This window comes from Ruegeria sp. AD9 (assembly GCF_056542305.1).
This window is the reverse complement of record NZ_JBQFZP010000003.1, coordinates 96374-111936: the sequence shown is the minus strand read 5'-3', so window position 1 is coordinate 111936 and position 15563 is coordinate 96374. Positions and strand designations below refer to the sequence as shown.

The window sequence follows — 15563 nt, the reverse complement described above, 5'->3', positions numbered from 1 at the left end:
TTTGCTTTTGGCCATTGGACCAAACGCCCATCCTGAATGACAAAGCCCGAACGTTTCGACTGTTACCAGACGGTCGTCACCAAAGCGCCGAGGACCACGCGTTTTCCCGCACGGCACTCAGCAGGCCCGGTCATTTACACGTACCTCACGAGCGCTAGGACTGATCGGGGTCTTCTTTACCGACGCCGCGAAACACGAACTTGAACGGCAGGGCCCAAAGGATGCCCAGCACGATATAAACCAGCAACTCAATCCAGATCGGAGGACGCCCCAGCAAGTTCACGATCGTCACCACGGCGATGATGTACAGCGGAAGGCCAAGCACAAGGATCACCAGCGACCAGCGCCGGCGTGCCTTGTAACTCAACCCTGTCTTCTGTTTCTCGCGCATCAGTCAGCAAAGGGGTCCGTCACCAGAATGGTGTCGTCCCGCTCCGGGCTTGTGGACAAAAGCGCAACCGGGCATTCGATCAGTTCTTCGACCCGACGCACATATTTGATCGCATTTGCAGGTAAATCCGCCCAGCTGCGCGCGCCTTCGGTCGATTCGCTCCACCCCGGCATTTCTTCATAAATCGGGGTACAGCGGGCTTGCTGATCAGCAGCGGTCGGAAGGTAATCCAAACGTTCGCCATCCAGCTCATACCCGGTACAGATCTTAAGTGTCTCAAACCCGTCCAGAACATCCAGCTTGGTCAGCGAAATACCGTTCACGCCGCTGGTTGCGCAGGTCTGGCGCACCAGACAGGCGTCGAACCAACCGCAGCGGCGCTTGCGGCCTGTTGTCGTGCCGAATTCGTGCCCGCGTTCACCCAGACGCTGACCGTCTGCGTCTTCCAACTCGGTCGGGAACGGCCCTTCTCCAACACGGGTGGTATAGGCCTTAACAATGCCAAGCACGAAATTGATCGAGCCTGGGCCGATACCAACACCGGTTGCCGCCTGCCCCGCAATCACGTTTGACGACGTCACAAAGGGATAGGTGCCGAAATCGATATCCAGCAGCGCGCCCTGCGCCCCTTCAAACAGGATGCGTTTCCCGGCCTTGCGCTTTTCGTTCAGCACTTTCCAGACGGGGGCTGCAAACGGCAGAATTTGTTGCGCGATCTCTTTGAGTTGAGCAATCAGCGCGTCGCGGTCAACCGGCTCGATACCCAGACCCTTGCGCAACGGATCGTGATGTTGCAATGCGCGGTCCACGCGGGCCTCCAGCGTGGCTTCGTCCGCCAGATCGGCAACGCGAACAGAACGCCGCCCAACCTTGTCTTCATAGGCCGGGCCAATTCCGCGACCGGTTGTTCCGATCTTGGTGCCTTTGCTCGCAGCTTCCTCGCGCGCACGGTCCAGCTCGCCATGAATGGGCAGAATCAATGGCGTGTTTTCAGCGATCATCAGCGTCTCAGGAGTGATCTCAACACCCTGCGCCCGGATGGTTGCGATCTCATTGACCAGATGCCAGGGGTCCAGAACCACGCCGTTGCCAATAACGCTCAACTTGCCGCCGCGTACCACGCCCGAAGGAAGCGCGTGCAGCTTATAAACCTCACCGTCGATCACCAGCGTATGACCGGCATTGTGACCGCCCTGAAAACGCGCGATTACGTCCGCCCTTTCGCTGAGCCAGTCGACAATCTTGCCTTTTCCTTCGTCGCCCCATTGGGCGCCGACAACAACCACGTTGGCCATATCCGGTCCTTTTCGTGCTGAGTGATCAAACCCGGCTCATATAGCGGGGCAAAAACGGCAGGGAAACCGATATTTCGCCGCAGAGGAAAATCGCGCTCGCGCGCGATGCCTCCGGCGGGGATATTTTTAACCAGATGAAGAGTGGATCCCCTGCTTCACCTGGCTGTAAATATCCCGGGGGAGGCGCCCGGAACGGGCGACGGGGGCAGAGCCCCCTAACCCTGTCGCCGTAAGTGGACAGGTTGCCCATGCGGAGTGGTCAGGTAAGCCTCTTCCCAGGCCTTATGCAGATCAAGCACATCTTTCGGCCTTGCAGCGCCCTGTTCGGCCAGCAATGCCTCAAGCGTTTCCAGCCACGCGTGGAAGTAATCGTCACCGCCATCCAATTCCCGGGCAAGCCCATTGTGTTTCAATGTCGCTGAAAAGCGCGCCGCCCAATCCGCCCACTCGAACCGCCCAGCCTCGTTCAGCGCGACGGTGACGGCAAAGACCTGAGCGTGCCAGGGTTCAGCAAAAACCGGCTCGGGGGCTCCGTGTGAGATACAGTCGTTCATGCCGGTTGCAGGTAGCTTTGCCAGAGGTCCAGCACCACCTGGTCGGCGGGATGTTCGGTGGCGGCCCAGAGTTCTGATGCCGCAAAAGCCACTGCATAAATCGGCTCTGGCGCCTCACCCAACCCATGCGCATTGGAATCGGGCAGAACATGGGTTCCGTGCAGGCGCAGGATTCGGCCCCTGGCACCGGATGCATAGACAGGCAGGCGCGTGTGACCTCCATCCACGAGGCGATTTGCTGTCGGTCGGACCGTGACAACCTCTTGCCCCACAGAATACAGCGCCGCGACATTGGAAGGCCTGTCCGCAGGCCCGCCTTTGGCCAGCGCAGCGGACACCGCATCAGCCTTGAGTGCTCTGTCTGCCAAGGGGTGCGGATTGTCGCCACTCACGCCACGCAGATCATCCAAAGTCAGAACACCCTTTTCAACCAGCAGATCAGCCAGACCGGATATCCATTTCTCATAATACGAAAACCGGGTGTAATCCTTCGGAGACAAGCGTTCGCGCGCGTGGCGCGAAACGTCGATGTTCCACTGCCCCAGAAACCCGGATGCAAGTGTCACCGCAAGAGCGCGGGCGTGCCAGTCTTCGGCAAAAACAGGCGCGTCCTCTGCCTCGGGGTGTATCGGACCATCACCGAAACGGCCTCCCATATCGTGAACGCGGGTCATGATGGCACCTTGGGAAGGCCCGTGCCGATCATGCTGTCGCGCGTCACAAGCGCAGCAAGCTCATCTTCGCTCATTCCGTCTGTGCCTTCAGGGCGCATGGGCAAGACGAGATAGCGAATCTCGGCCGTCGAATCCCAAACCCGTACAGAGGTGTCTTGGGGCAAGGTGACGCCGAATTCGGCCAACACCTTGCGCGGTTCTCGCACTGCGCGGGCTCGGTAGGCGTCGGATTTGTACCATCCGGGCGGGATACCCAGCAGCGGCCAAGGGTAACAGCTGCACAGGGTGCAGACGACCATATTGTGCCGGTCCGGTGTATTCTCGACCACCACCATATGTTCGCCCTGGCGGCCATAGTAGCCAAGGTCCGCTACGACCGGAGTGGCGTCTTCAAGCAGGGCAGCTTTGAAGGCAGGGTCGCTCCAGGCTTTGGCAACGACGCGCGCGCCGTTTTGCGGCCCGATCCTGTTCTGATAAGTGTCGATGATCTCATCCAGAGCCGCCGGATCGATCAGCCCTTTGCGGGTCAGAATCGTCTCGAGCGCTTTGACGCGCAATGCGGGTTCAGGTGGCAACAGGGCATGCGGGTGGTCGTGATCGTCATGTGGCATGGCCGCAGCCTGCGTCACAAATCAACACACTGTCCAGTCCCTTTGACGTGATGGGATACATCAAAGAAGTTGATGCCAACTCCTGACTTGCCCCCGCTGGCAAACTTGCATAAGTACCACGCGATACACGCCACGCTGTACAGGACCACCATGGAAAACGTCGTTCTCATTATCCATCTTCTTCTGGCTCTGGGCCTGATCGCCGTTGTCCTGATGCAGCGGTCCGAAGGCGGTGGCCTGGGTATGGGTGGTGGCGGTGCCATGGCCGGTCGCGCAGCAGCGACGGCATTGGGCAAGCTGACGTGGATTCTGGCGGCCTGTTTCATCGTCACCTCGATCACGCTGACCATTCTTGCGGCTCAGAAATCTTCGGGCAGCTCGGTAATCGACCGTCTGGGCGTTCCGGCACCGGCTTCGACCGAGGAAAGCGCTCCGGCTATTCCGTCGGTTGATGATCTTCTGCCGCCGGCACAGGACGACAACGCGCCGCTGATCCCGCAGGCGGATTGATCCACAAAACCTAGAAACCTGAGAGAGGACTGCAACAGCATCTTGCGGTTCTCTTGCGCTTTTGGCGCGAATCCTTTATACGTGAAGTCCCGTGATGCAGCGGTTTTTCGGAACCGCCGGGCAGCTGATTTTGACGTCTCACGGGAGCAGCCGAAAAACTATGGCACGTTTTATTTTCATCACCGGTGGTGTGGTTTCGTCCTTGGGCAAAGGGCTGGCTTCGGCAGCTTTGGGCGCTTTGTTGCAGGCCCGCGGTTATTCGGTGCGTCTGCGCAAGCTGGACCCCTATCTGAACGTCGATCCGGGCACGATGTCGCCGTTTGAGCATGGCGAAGTGTTCGTCACCGATGACGGGGCCGAAACCGATCTGGACCTGGGCCATTACGAACGGTTCACCGGCGTGGCTGCCCGCAAGACCGACTCGGTCAGTTCCGGGCGGATCTATTCGAACGTGCTCGAGAAAGAACGCCGTGGCGATTACCTTGGCAAGACCATTCAGGTGATCCCGCACGTCACAAACGAGATCAAGGATTTCATCGCCATAGGCGAGGATGAGGTTGATTTCATGTTGTGCGAGATTGGCGGCACTGTGGGCGATATCGAAGGCCTGCCCTTCTTTGAAGCCATCCGCCAGTTCAGTCAGGACAAGCCGCGCGGGCAGTGCATTTTCATGCACCTGACGCTGCTGCCTTACATCAAGGCCTCGGGTGAGTTGAAAACCAAGCCGACCCAGCACTCGGTGAAAGAACTGCGTTCGATCGGTCTGGCCCCCGATATTCTGGTCTGCCGGTCCGAAGGGCCGATCCCGACCAAGGAACGGGAAAAGCTGGCCCTGTTCTGTAACGTGCGCCCAGACAGCGTGATCGCGGCACAGGACCTGTCCACCATTTACGACGCGCCGCTGGCCTATCACCGCGAGGGGCTGGATCAGGCCGTTCTGGATGCCTTCCAGATCAGCCCCGCTCCCAAGCCCGATCTGGCCAAATGGGAAGATGTGAGCGACCGCATCCACAACGCCGAGGGCGAAGTGAAAGTGGCCATTGTCGGCAAATATACGCAGCTTGAGGACGCCTATAAGTCGATTGCCGAGGCGCTGACCCATGGCGGTATGGCCAACCGCGTGAAGGTCAAGATCGAGTGGGTGGATGCCGAGGTTTTCGACACCGAAGACGCGGCCCCGTATCTGGAAGGCTTCCACGCCATCCTTGTCCCCGGTGGGTTTGGCGAGCGTGGCACCGAAGGCAAGATCAAGGCGGCGCAATATGCGCGCGAGCACAAGGTTCCCTATCTGGGCATTTGTCTTGGCATGCAGATGGCGGTGATCGAGGCTGCGCGGAACGCTGCGGGTATTACCGAAGCCGGGTCCGAGGAATTCGACCATGAGGCCGGGAAGAAACGGTTTGAACCGGTGGTCTATCACCTCAAGGAGTGGGTACAGGGCAACCACAAGGTCGAGCGCAAGGTCGGCGACGACAAGGGCGGCACAATGCGCCTTGGAGCTTACAACGCAGTATTGGCGGATGGATCCAAAGTGGCCGAGGTTTATGGCGGCACGCAGATCGAGGAACGACACCGCCACCGCTATGAAGTGGACATCAAGTATCGCGACAAGCTTGAAAAAGCGGGCCTGAAGTTTTCGGGCATGTCCCCGGACGGTCGTCTGCCCGAAATCGTGGAATGGGCGGATCATCCGTGGTTCATCGGCGTTCAGTACCACCCGGAACTGAAGTCCAAGCCGTTTGACCCGCATCCGCTGTTTCGCGAATTTGTGCGGGCCGCAAAAGACACCTCGCGGCTGGTCTAATCTCTGACTGTGTCGGACTGTCACCCCACGTTGTTTCGTGGGGGCTGACCTCTTAACTGTGTGGAGAGGCAGGTTTTCTGCTTTTGCATTTCACGGTTTCAGGAGATTTCCGATGAGCAACGCAACAACGATCACCAACCTTCAGCAAGCGCTTCATATGGAGCTTACTGCCGCGCACCAATACCAGTTGCACGCGCACGTTCTGGACGATTGGGGCCTTGATATTCTGGCTGAGAAAATGCGGGGCGAGATGCAGGAAGAACTGGTGCATTCTGACGCCTTTATTGAACGTATCCTGTTTCTGGGTGGAACCCCCGAGCTTGCGTTTCAGAAAAGCCCTGCCGCAGCGGGTACACTGGAAGAAATGTTTGCCTCTGATCTCCAAGACGAGAGTGAGGCCGTTGTTTTTTACACCAATGCAGCGCAACAGGCGGCCGAAGTCGGTGATGTTGGTTCGCGTTCACTGTTCGAACGCATCCTGATGGAAGAAGAAGGTCACAAAGCCTGGCTGGAGACACAGCTGAGCCTGCTGCAACGTCTGGGCGAATCTGCGTTTAGCGCGAAATTCGTCTCTGGCGCCGCGGGCGAAGCCTGAGGCCTTGGTTTCAAACCGGTGGATGTCACAGGTACTTTGCGCAGCTGACGCAATCTGTGCCTGTGCCGTCACCTCAAAGTGACCTGTCTGGGTGCAAAAACTCTGGCCGGGTCATTTTCGCAGCGTTAGCTGTAGGATACGCGACAACAGGAGAGTTCCGATGACCAGCCAGTCCCAGAAAGCCGTGACCTTTACCAGCCTTCACAAGAAAGGCGATCCTGTCATTCTGTTCAATATCTGGGACGCTGGCAGCGCTGGCGCTGTTCGGGACGCTGGTGCCCAGGCCATCGCGACCGGCAGTGCCCCTGTTGCCATGGCGCAGGGCTATGGCGACGGGCAGAACATTCCACTTGAGGCCGCGTTGGACAATGCACGCCGCATCGTTGCAGCGGTTGACTTGCCCGTAACACTGGATTTCGAGGGCGCTTATGCCGAAGACCCGCAAGGGATCGCGCAAAACGTTCAGCGCGCGCTGGACTGCGGTGTTGTTGGTTTCAACTTTGAAGACCAGATCATAGGTGGAGACGGTCTCTTTGACATCGCCACTCAAGCCAAACGTGTTGAAGCGATGTGCGACGCCTGCGCGCGCGCAGGCATTCCCGCCTATGTCAATGCGCGCACAGATATCTTCCTGAAGGCAGCAGCGGACACCCATGACGACACGATGCTGAATGAGGCCATTGCCCGTGCCAATGCCTATGCTGATGCAGGTGCCAGCGGATTCTTTGCACCCGGGCTAAAGAACGAAGCCCTGATCGCCCGGCTTTGCGAATCCACGGCCTTACCGGTCAATATCATCGCCCTGCCCGGCACGCCGGATACGCCCACCCTGGCAAAACTGGGGGTTGCGCGGATCAGCTACGGTCCGGTTCCCTATCGCCAAATGCTGGCCTGGTTGCAAACCGCAGCCAAAGAGGCCCTGACCTGGTAATCACAGGTCTTTGTTTCCTCAGCACAAATTGCAACCCATGGATATTGGGCTATGATTGATTGTTGGCCGGTGTGTAACCGGTGCCGCGCCGCTCTGATTCAGCCTGGGACACACGCAATACCATAGAGCGACCAGCAATTCGTGCTTGGCCGATCACGACCTGTCGTCTAGGTGTTTGTTATGTTGAAAAGGTTCTTTAAGGCGCTCAGACCGCCTCATCATGAACAGTTGCCGGACCCGGATGCAGAACTTGCTCTGGGTGCTCTGATGGTGCGCGTCGCGCAGGCAGATCGCGATTACAAGCTGGAAGAGATCAGTCTGATCGACAAGATACTGGCCCGTCTGTACCAGCATAACGCGATTGAGGCAGCCAAGGTGCGTGCCACCTGTGAAAAACTCCATGCTGCGGCACCGGAAACTGATACGTTCGGCAAACTGATCCGGGAAACCACGGATCTGAAAGAGCGGCTGGCAGCCCTTGACGCGTTGTGGGAAATCGTTCTGGCTGATGGCAGTTCGGACGAGGGCGAGATAAAGATCGTCGAAGAAGCCCGCATTGCCATGGGCCTGAGCTACAATGACAGTCAGGCAGCGCGCGAGCGCGTCCAAAGCCGCTTGGATGTGAGTTAAGCGCCCGCTATATCTTACCCATGTTCAGTGACTTTCTTTCCAGGCTCACACAGCCCAAGCCCGACCCGCTTGTCGAAGATGATGCCCGCCTGGCCCTGACGGCCCTGCTGGTGCGTCTGGCACGATCTGACAACGATTATTCTGCCTCCGAAATGTCGCGCATCGACCGCATATCGGCAGAACGATACGGTTTGTCCCCATTCGAAAGCGCGGCTTTGCGCGCCCGTGCCGAAGATCTGGAGGCTGAAGCCCCCGACACGGTCCGTTTTACCCGCGCCATCAAGGAAGCAGTCGCTTATGAAAACCGGCTGGCGGTGGTTCAGGCGCTGTGGTCAGTGGCCCTGGCTGATGGCCACCGCACGGGTGAGGAGGACTCGCTGCTGCGTCTGGTTGTCAGCCTGCTGGGTGTCAGCGACGTGGATTCGGCTTTGGCCCGGCAAAAGGCCGCCAAATCTTGATAGCCATGCTTGGCATGTACGACATGCCCGAGGTTCAGGCCGCCAATGGTCGGTTCTGGGGGTTGATTCGCGCGAATCTGGGTTACGGGCCAGAACAGCTGACCCGAGACGCCGATGTTTGGCAGGTTTGGCTTGATCCCGATCTGGTGCTGGCACAGACCTGTGGAATGCCCTATCGCACACGCTTGCATGGTCGTGTTCAACTGGTGGGCACCCCGGATTACGGCCTGCCCGGTTGCCCTGCCGGGCATTATTGCTCGGTCTTTGTGGCGCGGCGCGACGACGACCGCACGCTGGCGGGAATGACTGACGGTATCTTCGCATATAACGAAGCATTGTCCCAATCCGGCTGGGCGGCACCCATCACGCATTTATCCCGGGAGAACCTGTATCCCGCGTCGTTGTTGGAGACAGGCGGTCACGCGCTGTCAGCGCAGGCGGTCTCGGAGGGGAAGGCAGATTTCGCGGCGCTGGATGCGTTGACCTGGATGATGTTGCAAGAACATACCGATCTGGGCGAAAGCCTGCGCGAACTGGCAAAAACCGCTTCTACACCGACCCTGCCCTATATTACCGGACCCGACCAAAACGCGGATCTGGTCGCAGACGCAGTTCGGGCAGCAATAGAAAACCTTGCCGAACACGACCGCAAAACGCTGCACATTCAGGGGCTGATCGACATCCCGGCGGAGGAGTACCTGTCCGTACCGACCCCGCCACCGCCATGCGCCCAGCGGATAATCTGATGGCCAAATTGTCGGGTGCATTTGGTCAATTTGACAGTTTCCGACCCTGAATTTGCGAATTGCGCATTGCATTGAGCAAATTTTTCGGCCCTAGTACCGCACCAACACCACAAACTACTGGACTGCCCGTGACAGAAACCGCTCCCGTCATCGAAATCAAAAACCTTCACAAAAGCTTCGGCAATCTGGAAGTGTTGAAGGGGGTGGACATCACAGCGCATGGCGGCGACGTGGTCTCGTTGATCGGGTCATCGGGGTCAGGAAAATCAACTTTGCTGCGCTGCTGCAATCTGTTGGAAGACAGCCAGCAGGGCGAAATCCTGTTCAAAGGCGAACCTGTCAAATGGTCGGGCGATAGCCATGGGCGCCGCCCCGCGGACCCCAAGCAGGTCCTGCGCATCCGCACCAACCTGTCGATGGTGTTTCAGCAGTTCAATCTGTGGGCGCATATGACCATCCTGCAAAATGTCATGGAAGCCCCCGTGACCGTTCTGGGCCGCGACAAGGCCGAAGTGGAAGACAGCGCGCGCAAATACCTTGAGAAAGTTGGCATTGGCGACAAATGCGACGCCTATCCGGCGCAATTGTCCGGCGGTCAGCAACAGCGCGCCGCTATCGCGCGGGGGCTGTGCATGGAACCACAGGCGCTGTTGTTCGACGAACCGACCTCGGCGCTGGATCCCGAACTGGAACAGGAAGTGATCAAGGTGATCAAGGATCTGGCAGCCGAAGGGCGCACCATGATCATCGTGACTCATGACATGAAAATGGCGGCAGATATCTCGAGCCACGTGGTATTTCTTCATCAGGGCCTGATCGAGGAAGAAGGTTTGCCCGAAGATATCTTTACGTCACCCGAATCCGAGCGGCTTCGGGGCTTTCTCTCCGCCACTCAGGCGGCTTAACTTCAAGAACAGAACCAAAACTGGGGAGTAACCAATGAAAAACCTGATTCTGTCCACTGCGGCCCTGGCGCTGACTGCTGGTATCGCCATGGCCGACACGATCCGCATGGGCACCGAGGGCGCCTACCCTCCGTACAACTTCATCAACGATGCAGGTGAAATCGACGGGTTCGAGCGTGAAGTCGGCGACGAGCTGTGCAAACGCGCCAACCTGGAGTGTGAATGGGTCAAGAACGACTGGGATTCGATCATTCCGAACCTGGTCTCGGGCAACTACGACACCATCATCGCCGGTATGTCGATCACAGCCGAACGTGATGAGGTCATCGACTTTACCCAAGACTATTACCCGCCGACCGCTTCGGCCTATGTTGCGACCTCTGACTCGGCAGACGTAACCGGCGGTGTCGTTGCGGCGCAAACCGCCACGATCCAGGCGGGCCACGTTGCCGAATCCGGCGCAACCCTGGTCGAATTCGCGACCCCGGAAGAAACCATCGCAGCCGTCCGTAACGGCGAAGCCGATGCCGTTCTGGCCGACCGCGACTATCTGGTGCCGCTGGTCGAGGAATCGGGCGGTGAACTGGTGTTTGTCGGCGATCCGGTTCCGCTGGGCGGTGGCGTTGGCATGGGCCTGCGTGAAAGCGACGGTGAACTGCGCGGCAAGTTCGACGAAGCCATCACTTCGATGAAAGCCGACGGTACGCTGAACGAGATGCTGATCAAGTGGTTCGGTGAAGGCACCGCCACATACGGTACTGACGGTTCGGTCGTCACCAACTAAGACCTGACCAATCCCGGTCCGGTGCCTCGGCACCGGGCCGATTCCGGCCTAGCCGGAACAGACGTTGGAAAGACGCCATATGTTCTCGTACTGCGCTGATCCTGACACGCTGGGCACGTTCCGCTGGTTTTCATGCTACCTGACCAATGGCGTACACTGGTCGTTCTACCTGTCTTTCATCAAGGTTTTGGCCTTGCTGGCTGTGACCGCGCCCGTCGCACTTGGCTTCGGGTTTGCAGGTGCCATGGCAGCGCGCTCGCATTTCCCCCCGCTCAGCTGGCTGGGCAAAGGGTATATCGCGATTGTGCGCGGCGTGCCCGACATTGCGTTTTTCCTGTTTTTCGTCATCGCACTGGATCAGGCGTTCGAGTGGACGCGGCATAAGATATTGTGCCCGGACTGGACCGACCCAATCCGCCAGGGCAATGATTTCCTTGTTTGTCAGGCTGCCAAGCTGCCACTCGGGACCGCGCCTGAATGGATGCATGAAACCTATGGGTTTTTCCTGGCGGTCATCACCTTCTCTATCGTTTTTGGCGCCTTTGCGGCCAATGTCCTGTTCGGGGGGATGCGCGCCGTACCACATGCGCAGCTGGAAACGGCCGAAGCTTATGGTATGAACCGCCGCCAGACCTTCTGGCGCATCCTGGTGCCTCAGATGTGGGTCTACGCGCTGCCCGGCCTGTCCAATCTGTGGATGGTGCTGATCAAGGCGACGCCCCTGCTCTTCCTGCTGGGTGTTGAAGATATCGTGTATTGGGCGCGCGAACTGGGCGGCACCAAAACCTCGAAATTCACGCAATACCCGCATGGCGACTGGCGCATGTGGTATTTCCTGTTCCTGCTGATCTTCTACCTTGGCATGACCCGTTTCTCGGAACTTGGGCTAGAAAAACTGATGCGGCGATTGTCCCACGGACAGGCCACTTCGGGCGGAGAGCTTCTGCGCAAGGAGACCACGGCATGATGATCCGCATTCAAGACCGCAACCGGGTGCCGCACGCGATTGCACAGCAATCTCCTTCGCGCACGCAATCTCCTTTCCAGGGAGCCCGAGCATGAGCTGCATCCAGACCATTCAGGATTACGGCCTGCGTTCGCTTGGCATTGGGGAGCGCCTGCTGCCCAAGACCGATTTCACCCTGTGCGAACAGTTCACCCTGATCGGATCGGGCATGATCTGGAACATCTATTTCGGCGTCATGGCGCTGGCGACCGGGTTCTTTCTGGCCACTGCACTGGCCGTCGGCAAAGCCTCGACCAACAAATGGCTGCGCAAACCTGCCGAATGGTTCATCTTCCTGTTCCGGGGCTCGCCGCTCTTTATCCAGTTCTTCTTTGCCTATTTCTTCTTCCTGTCGCTGAAGAAAACCTATCCAATGTTTGACGCCTTCACCTCGGCTTGGCTCGGCGCACTGATCGTGCTGTTCCTGAACACCGCAGCCTATTCAGGTGAGATTTTTTATGGTGCTCTGCGCTCGATCCCCAAGGGAGATATCGAAGCGGCAGATGCCTATGGTATGTCCGGCTGGTCGCGGTTTCGGCGGATCGTCTGGCCAACCATGCTGCGGCTGGCCTGGCCTGCCTACACGAACGAAGCCATCTTTCTGTTCCACGCCACCACGCTGGTCTTCTTCTCGGCCTTTCCGGCCTGGCAGCAGCGCGGCGACGCGCTCTATTACGCCAGCTATTTCGCGGACAAGACGTTCAACCCGTTTATTCCCTATCCAATTCTGGCGTTCTATTTCATCTTGCTGACATTGGTGATTGTCGGGGGTTTTGGCCTCATCAACAAACGCCTGAACCGCCACCTGCCCACTGCGAAACGGGTGAAAATGCGGTTCAAACTGAACCTGGCGCGCTAAAGATCAGCGCGCCGGACTTTCCGGCGTTCGAGCCTACACTATGTTTGTAATGCGCTTGGCGGTGCGAACACGGACAGTCGATTATGGGGGAATGGTACCGCCTCCCTGGCTTGAACAGGGGACCTCTGGATCCACAATCCAGCGCTCTAACCAACTGAGCTAAGGCGGCACTTCGTGAGGGGCGATGTACCGAACGCGTCCGGGGAATGCAAGAGGATTAAAGCCGAATTCTCCAGCTTTGTTCGACAAGATCGACCCCAAAGGAATGCACCGGTTTGCTGTCTATCAGTTCCCAGCCAAACGCCCTGTAAAGCGCGCAGGCGGCCGTATGGCTTTCATGGGTCCACAGAACCATTTCCCGATATCCAGCCTCGCGTGCAAAATCTGTACAGGTCTGTAACAGCCGTTTCCCCAACCCAAGTCCGCGCGCCTCGGGGACAAGCAGGAAGAGGCGCAGTTTGGCGGTTGTTTGGTCCACGCGCACGCAGAAGATGCTACCCAATCTTTGTCCAGCCCGTTCAGCAATCCAGCCTTTTTCAAAGGACGGGTCGTTGTCTGCAATGAACTCCTCAAGGATGCGCGCAACCAATGGGGCAAAACTGTCATCAAATCCTTCGTCGCGCGCATAGAGCAACCCGTGCTGTTCAACCAGCCACGCGGCATCATCGGGGCGAAACGTTCTGAGAACCACTTTATCCATGTCTTATCTGACCGCAAAGGTGACTTGATTCTCAACCCCGTGCACGCTAGCACGAATGCTCAGTCTCGGAGGCACAGATGGGCATCAATACCGAACGCGATATACAGGCCAACCTGCAAATCGGCCCGACCGATCAGGGGATGGTGCGCTTGTTCATCGAAGCCGACGGCATCGAGATTCCGATGGATTTCGATCCCGAGGAAGCCGAAGAAATCGCAGACGAGATCCGCGCCGCGATACAGGCCGCCCTCGCCGTCAAAGGCTGAGCTTTTTACAAGCGCGGATCGCGCAGTGCATGCAGTCGGCGTGCTGCATCTGTTGCAAATTTCTGGATCATCTTTTTGCGCCGCGCTGGAGCAAGCTTGTCCTCGGGCGCCATGCGCACGATCTCGGCATCATAGGCATCAGCAATGATCAAGCCCGTTTCGTCAGGTAACAGATCGGTCGGAAACTCGGTATCCACGGCCCAGAAGAATCGGTCGCACCATTCCAGATAGCCCTGCCATTTGGCATCCGATTGATAATCGGCACGGCTGGATTTGCATTCGATCACCCAAATCTCACCTTTGGGACCCAGCCCCATCACATCGACACGCAGACCACGTGCCGGAACGAATTCTTCAACAGAAACAAAACCATGCGCGGCAAGGTGGCGTGCGACGCCACGCGCCAGTTTCTGTCCGGGCTGCAGATCTAAAGTCATGTCAGAAATGTGAACAATTAGGGAACAAAAGTAAAGTGCTGCGTCGTACTTGACATGATACCTTTGGGTGTCGCATTAATATGATACCAAATGGTATCTCTTCTGGGGTTGCTTATGGATAACCGAACTCAAAACGCGTTTCGTGCGCTGGCCGATCCCACACGTAGGGACATTGTGCAATTGCTCTCGTCTCAAGACATGACCATCGGGCAGTTGACAGACCGGTTCGACATGACCCGGGCCGCGGTCAAAAAACATCTGACCGTGCTATCCGACGGCGGCTTGATCACCGTTGAAACCCGCGGCCGCGAACGCATTAACCGTCTTGAACCACAGGGGATGGCCCCCGTTCTGGACTGGCTCAGATATTTTGACCAGTTCTGGGACGATCGCCTCAATTCTCTCAAGGAAGCTGTTGAAAGGAAATCGAAATGACCGATTCAGTTCTGAATAAATCGATCTTTCTGAGGGCCGAGCCGGAAACGGTTTGGGCTTATCTTACAGACCCGGATCGTCTGGCGGAATGGTTCCACAAACCTCAACATACTCTGTCTGCTGGTCAAAAGCTGGAGATGTTTGGCACAACAAGCGGCGACCTGTTGATCTGGGGTGAGGTTCGCGTTGCCAACCCTCCCAAGTATCTGGAATACACGTTCACCGTAAAACCGATGGGCGACGCGGTGAGCGTGGTCAAGTGGACCCTGGAACCCGTCGCAGGCGGGACGCGCCTTGACCTGCGGCATGAAGGCCTGCCGCAGGGGGCCGATGCCTTTGGCCTGATCCTGGCGCTGGACAAGGGTTGGGACGAGCACTTTGGCAAGATGCGCACGGCATTGCACGAAACTGTTGATGCCTGACCCCTTGTGCGAACCCGTCATACGCCCTACTTAAGCGCGTGGCGGGTTCTGCCCTTCTTGTGAAAGGTAGCATTCTGGTGGCCTTAAGCAATTCCGAGGGGGCTGGCTCTGTTCAGGTCCTGGCCTGATTACCTGGCGCCCACCTGTATATACAGGTCCTCGGGAATCAAACCACACGGTTGTTTGGTGGTCCCGCCACATTTTCCACGGAAGTTCAGCGCCCTGCGCGGGCTTCCTGCTTTGCAACCGCCGGTTCAAAGCTGTGTACAACAGGTGTCCCCCGGCGCGGGCCTTGCGGCTTTTCTGCCATGCTCATGATCTTGTAGGCGAACTGAACACCGGCAAAGACAATGCCGTTCATGAACCAGATCATCACCAAAGCGATAAAGCCGATTTCCGAACTGGTAATCAGATGGCGGAGATTTGCGACATTCAGAGCCAACAGAACGCCGACAAACACAGCCGAAATGACAAAGCCCCAGGCAACTTGCGTGATATAAAGACGGATCAATTTGGGCATGGCGAACCTCTTTGCGCTATGACATTCAGG

Annotated in this window: 22 protein-coding genes and 1 tRNA gene; 14 read left to right on the top strand and 9 right to left on the bottom strand. The window is 57.8% G+C overall.

What is annotated here, in order from left to right; genetic code table 11:
• Window positions 1-154 precede the first annotated feature (154 nt).
• From ACR0AM_RS05945 to nthA, 5 genes are all read right to left on the bottom strand, one after another.
• Window positions 155-391: a DUF2842 domain-containing protein gene (locus tag ACR0AM_RS05945; RefSeq protein ID WP_480476464.1), complete on the bottom strand. Its 237-nt coding sequence runs from the start codon at window positions 389-391 to the stop codon at window positions 155-157.
• Window positions 391-1686, bottom strand: a complete 1296-nt coding sequence (locus ACR0AM_RS05940; RefSeq protein ID WP_480516578.1) for an adenylosuccinate synthase — start codon at window positions 1684-1686, stop codon at window positions 391-393. The genes ACR0AM_RS05945 and ACR0AM_RS05940 overlap by 1 nt, the downstream gene beginning before the upstream one ends.
• A gap of 215 nt (window positions 1687-1901) precedes the next feature.
• The gene (locus tag ACR0AM_RS05935; RefSeq protein ID WP_480554654.1) at window positions 1902-2240 is read right to left on the bottom strand and encodes a nitrile hydratase accessory protein; all 339 of its coding nucleotides are present in this window, start codon (window positions 2238-2240) and stop codon (window positions 1902-1904) included.
• Window positions 2237-2914: a nitrile hydratase subunit beta gene (gene nthB / locus ACR0AM_RS05930; protein ID WP_480622386.1), complete on the bottom strand. Its 678-nt coding sequence runs from the start codon at window positions 2912-2914 to the stop codon at window positions 2237-2239. Before nthB ends, ACR0AM_RS05935 begins: the two co-directional genes overlap by 4 nt.
• Window positions 2911-3525, bottom strand: a complete 615-nt coding sequence (gene nthA / locus ACR0AM_RS05925) for a nitrile hydratase subunit alpha (RefSeq protein WP_480476456.1) — start codon at window positions 3523-3525, stop codon at window positions 2911-2913. The genes nthB and nthA overlap by 4 nt, the downstream gene beginning before the upstream one ends.
• A 150-nt stretch (window positions 3526-3675) precedes the next feature.
• Between nthA and secG the strand changes: the two genes are divergently transcribed.
• The 11 genes from secG to ACR0AM_RS05870 all read left to right on the top strand — a co-directional run bounded on the left by secG (window position 3676) and on the right by ACR0AM_RS05870 (window position 12753).
• Window positions 3676-4035, top strand: a complete 360-nt coding sequence (gene secG / locus ACR0AM_RS05920) for a preprotein translocase subunit SecG (RefSeq protein WP_480476944.1) — start codon at window positions 3676-3678, stop codon at window positions 4033-4035.
• 160 nt (window positions 4036-4195) lie between these two features.
• Window positions 4196-5839: a CTP synthase gene (locus ACR0AM_RS05915; protein ID WP_209595839.1), complete on the top strand. Its 1644-nt coding sequence runs from the start codon at window positions 4196-4198 to the stop codon at window positions 5837-5839.
• Between the two features lie 112 nt (window positions 5840-5951).
• On the top strand, window positions 5952-6434 hold the full coding sequence (locus tag ACR0AM_RS05910; protein ID WP_480622385.1) for a bacterioferritin: 483 nt from the start codon (window positions 5952-5954) through the stop codon (window positions 6432-6434).
• 160 nt (window positions 6435-6594) lie between these two features.
• On the top strand, window positions 6595-7365 hold the full coding sequence (locus ACR0AM_RS05905; RefSeq protein ID WP_480622384.1) for an isocitrate lyase/PEP mutase family protein: 771 nt from the start codon (window positions 6595-6597) through the stop codon (window positions 7363-7365).
• A 180-nt stretch (window positions 7366-7545) separates the two neighbouring features.
• Window positions 7546-7995, top strand: a complete 450-nt coding sequence (locus ACR0AM_RS05900; protein WP_209504295.1) for a tellurite resistance TerB family protein — start codon at window positions 7546-7548, stop codon at window positions 7993-7995.
• Window positions 7996-8015: 20 nt separating this feature from the next.
• On the top strand, window positions 8016-8453 hold the full coding sequence (locus ACR0AM_RS05895) for a tellurite resistance TerB family protein (protein WP_480476448.1): 438 nt from the start codon (window positions 8016-8018) through the stop codon (window positions 8451-8453).
• A complete protein-coding gene (locus tag ACR0AM_RS05890; RefSeq protein WP_480604123.1) occupies window positions 8450-9199 on the top strand; it encodes a phosphate/phosphite/phosphonate ABC transporter substrate-binding protein in 750 nt (249 codons plus the stop codon). Before ACR0AM_RS05895 ends, ACR0AM_RS05890 begins: the two co-directional genes overlap by 4 nt.
• A 128-nt stretch (window positions 9200-9327) precedes the next feature.
• Window positions 9328-10104: an ABC transporter ATP-binding protein gene (locus ACR0AM_RS05885; protein WP_209504298.1), complete on the top strand. Its 777-nt coding sequence runs from the start codon at window positions 9328-9330 to the stop codon at window positions 10102-10104.
• 34 nt (window positions 10105-10138) lie between these two features.
• On the top strand, window positions 10139-10888 hold the full coding sequence (locus tag ACR0AM_RS05880) for a transporter substrate-binding domain-containing protein (protein WP_480476444.1): 750 nt from the start codon (window positions 10139-10141) through the stop codon (window positions 10886-10888).
• A gap of 79 nt (window positions 10889-10967) precedes the next feature.
• Complete coding sequence (locus tag ACR0AM_RS05875; protein ID WP_480517728.1) at window positions 10968-11855, top strand: ABC transporter permease; 888 nt, start codon at window positions 10968-10970, stop codon at window positions 11853-11855.
• Window positions 11856-11946: 91 nt separating this feature from the next.
• Window positions 11947-12753, top strand: coding sequence for an ABC transporter permease (locus tag ACR0AM_RS05870; protein WP_480476442.1), 807 nt, complete (start codon window positions 11947-11949; stop codon window positions 12751-12753).
• Window positions 12754-12845: 92 nt separating this feature from the next.
• On the opposite strand, the gene ACR0AM_RS05865 is transcribed toward ACR0AM_RS05870, so the two are convergent.
• Together ACR0AM_RS05865 and ACR0AM_RS05860 are read right to left on the bottom strand one after the other, a co-directional pair.
• Window positions 12846-12922 (bottom strand) — tRNA-His (locus ACR0AM_RS05865).
• A 48-nt stretch (window positions 12923-12970) separates the two neighbouring features.
• A complete protein-coding gene (locus tag ACR0AM_RS05860) occupies window positions 12971-13453 on the bottom strand; it encodes a GNAT family N-acetyltransferase (protein WP_480476440.1) in 483 nt (160 codons plus the stop codon).
• Window positions 13454-13530: 77 nt separating this feature from the next.
• Here ACR0AM_RS05860 and ACR0AM_RS05855 point away from each other — a divergent pair, with 77 nt between their 5' ends.
• Window positions 13531-13719 carry a DUF6324 family protein gene (locus tag ACR0AM_RS05855; RefSeq protein WP_117869403.1) on the top strand — a complete coding sequence of 63 codons (189 nt, stop codon included), beginning with the start codon at window positions 13531-13533 and terminating at the stop codon, window positions 13717-13719.
• A gap of 5 nt (window positions 13720-13724) precedes the next feature.
• Here the strand turns inward: ACR0AM_RS05855 and ACR0AM_RS05850 are convergent, their stop codons facing one another.
• Window positions 13725-14156, bottom strand: a complete 432-nt coding sequence (locus ACR0AM_RS05850; RefSeq protein ID WP_480493473.1) for an MmcB family DNA repair protein — start codon at window positions 14154-14156, stop codon at window positions 13725-13727.
• A 114-nt stretch (window positions 14157-14270) separates the two neighbouring features.
• Between ACR0AM_RS05850 and ACR0AM_RS05845 the strand changes: the two genes are divergently transcribed.
• Together ACR0AM_RS05845 and ACR0AM_RS05840 are read left to right on the top strand one after the other, a co-directional pair.
• Entirely contained in the window at window positions 14271-14591 is a 321-nt protein-coding gene (locus tag ACR0AM_RS05845) for an ArsR/SmtB family transcription factor (RefSeq protein WP_480476940.1), read from the top strand.
• On the top strand, window positions 14588-15013 hold the full coding sequence (locus tag ACR0AM_RS05840) for an SRPBCC family protein (RefSeq protein ID WP_480622383.1): 426 nt from the start codon (window positions 14588-14590) through the stop codon (window positions 15011-15013). The genes ACR0AM_RS05845 and ACR0AM_RS05840 overlap by 4 nt, the downstream gene beginning before the upstream one ends.
• A gap of 214 nt (window positions 15014-15227) precedes the next feature.
• On the opposite strand, the gene ACR0AM_RS05835 is transcribed toward ACR0AM_RS05840, so the two are convergent.
• Entirely contained in the window at window positions 15228-15533 is a 306-nt protein-coding gene (locus tag ACR0AM_RS05835) for a hypothetical protein (protein ID WP_480476434.1), read from the bottom strand.
• Window positions 15534-15563 lie beyond the last annotated feature (30 nt).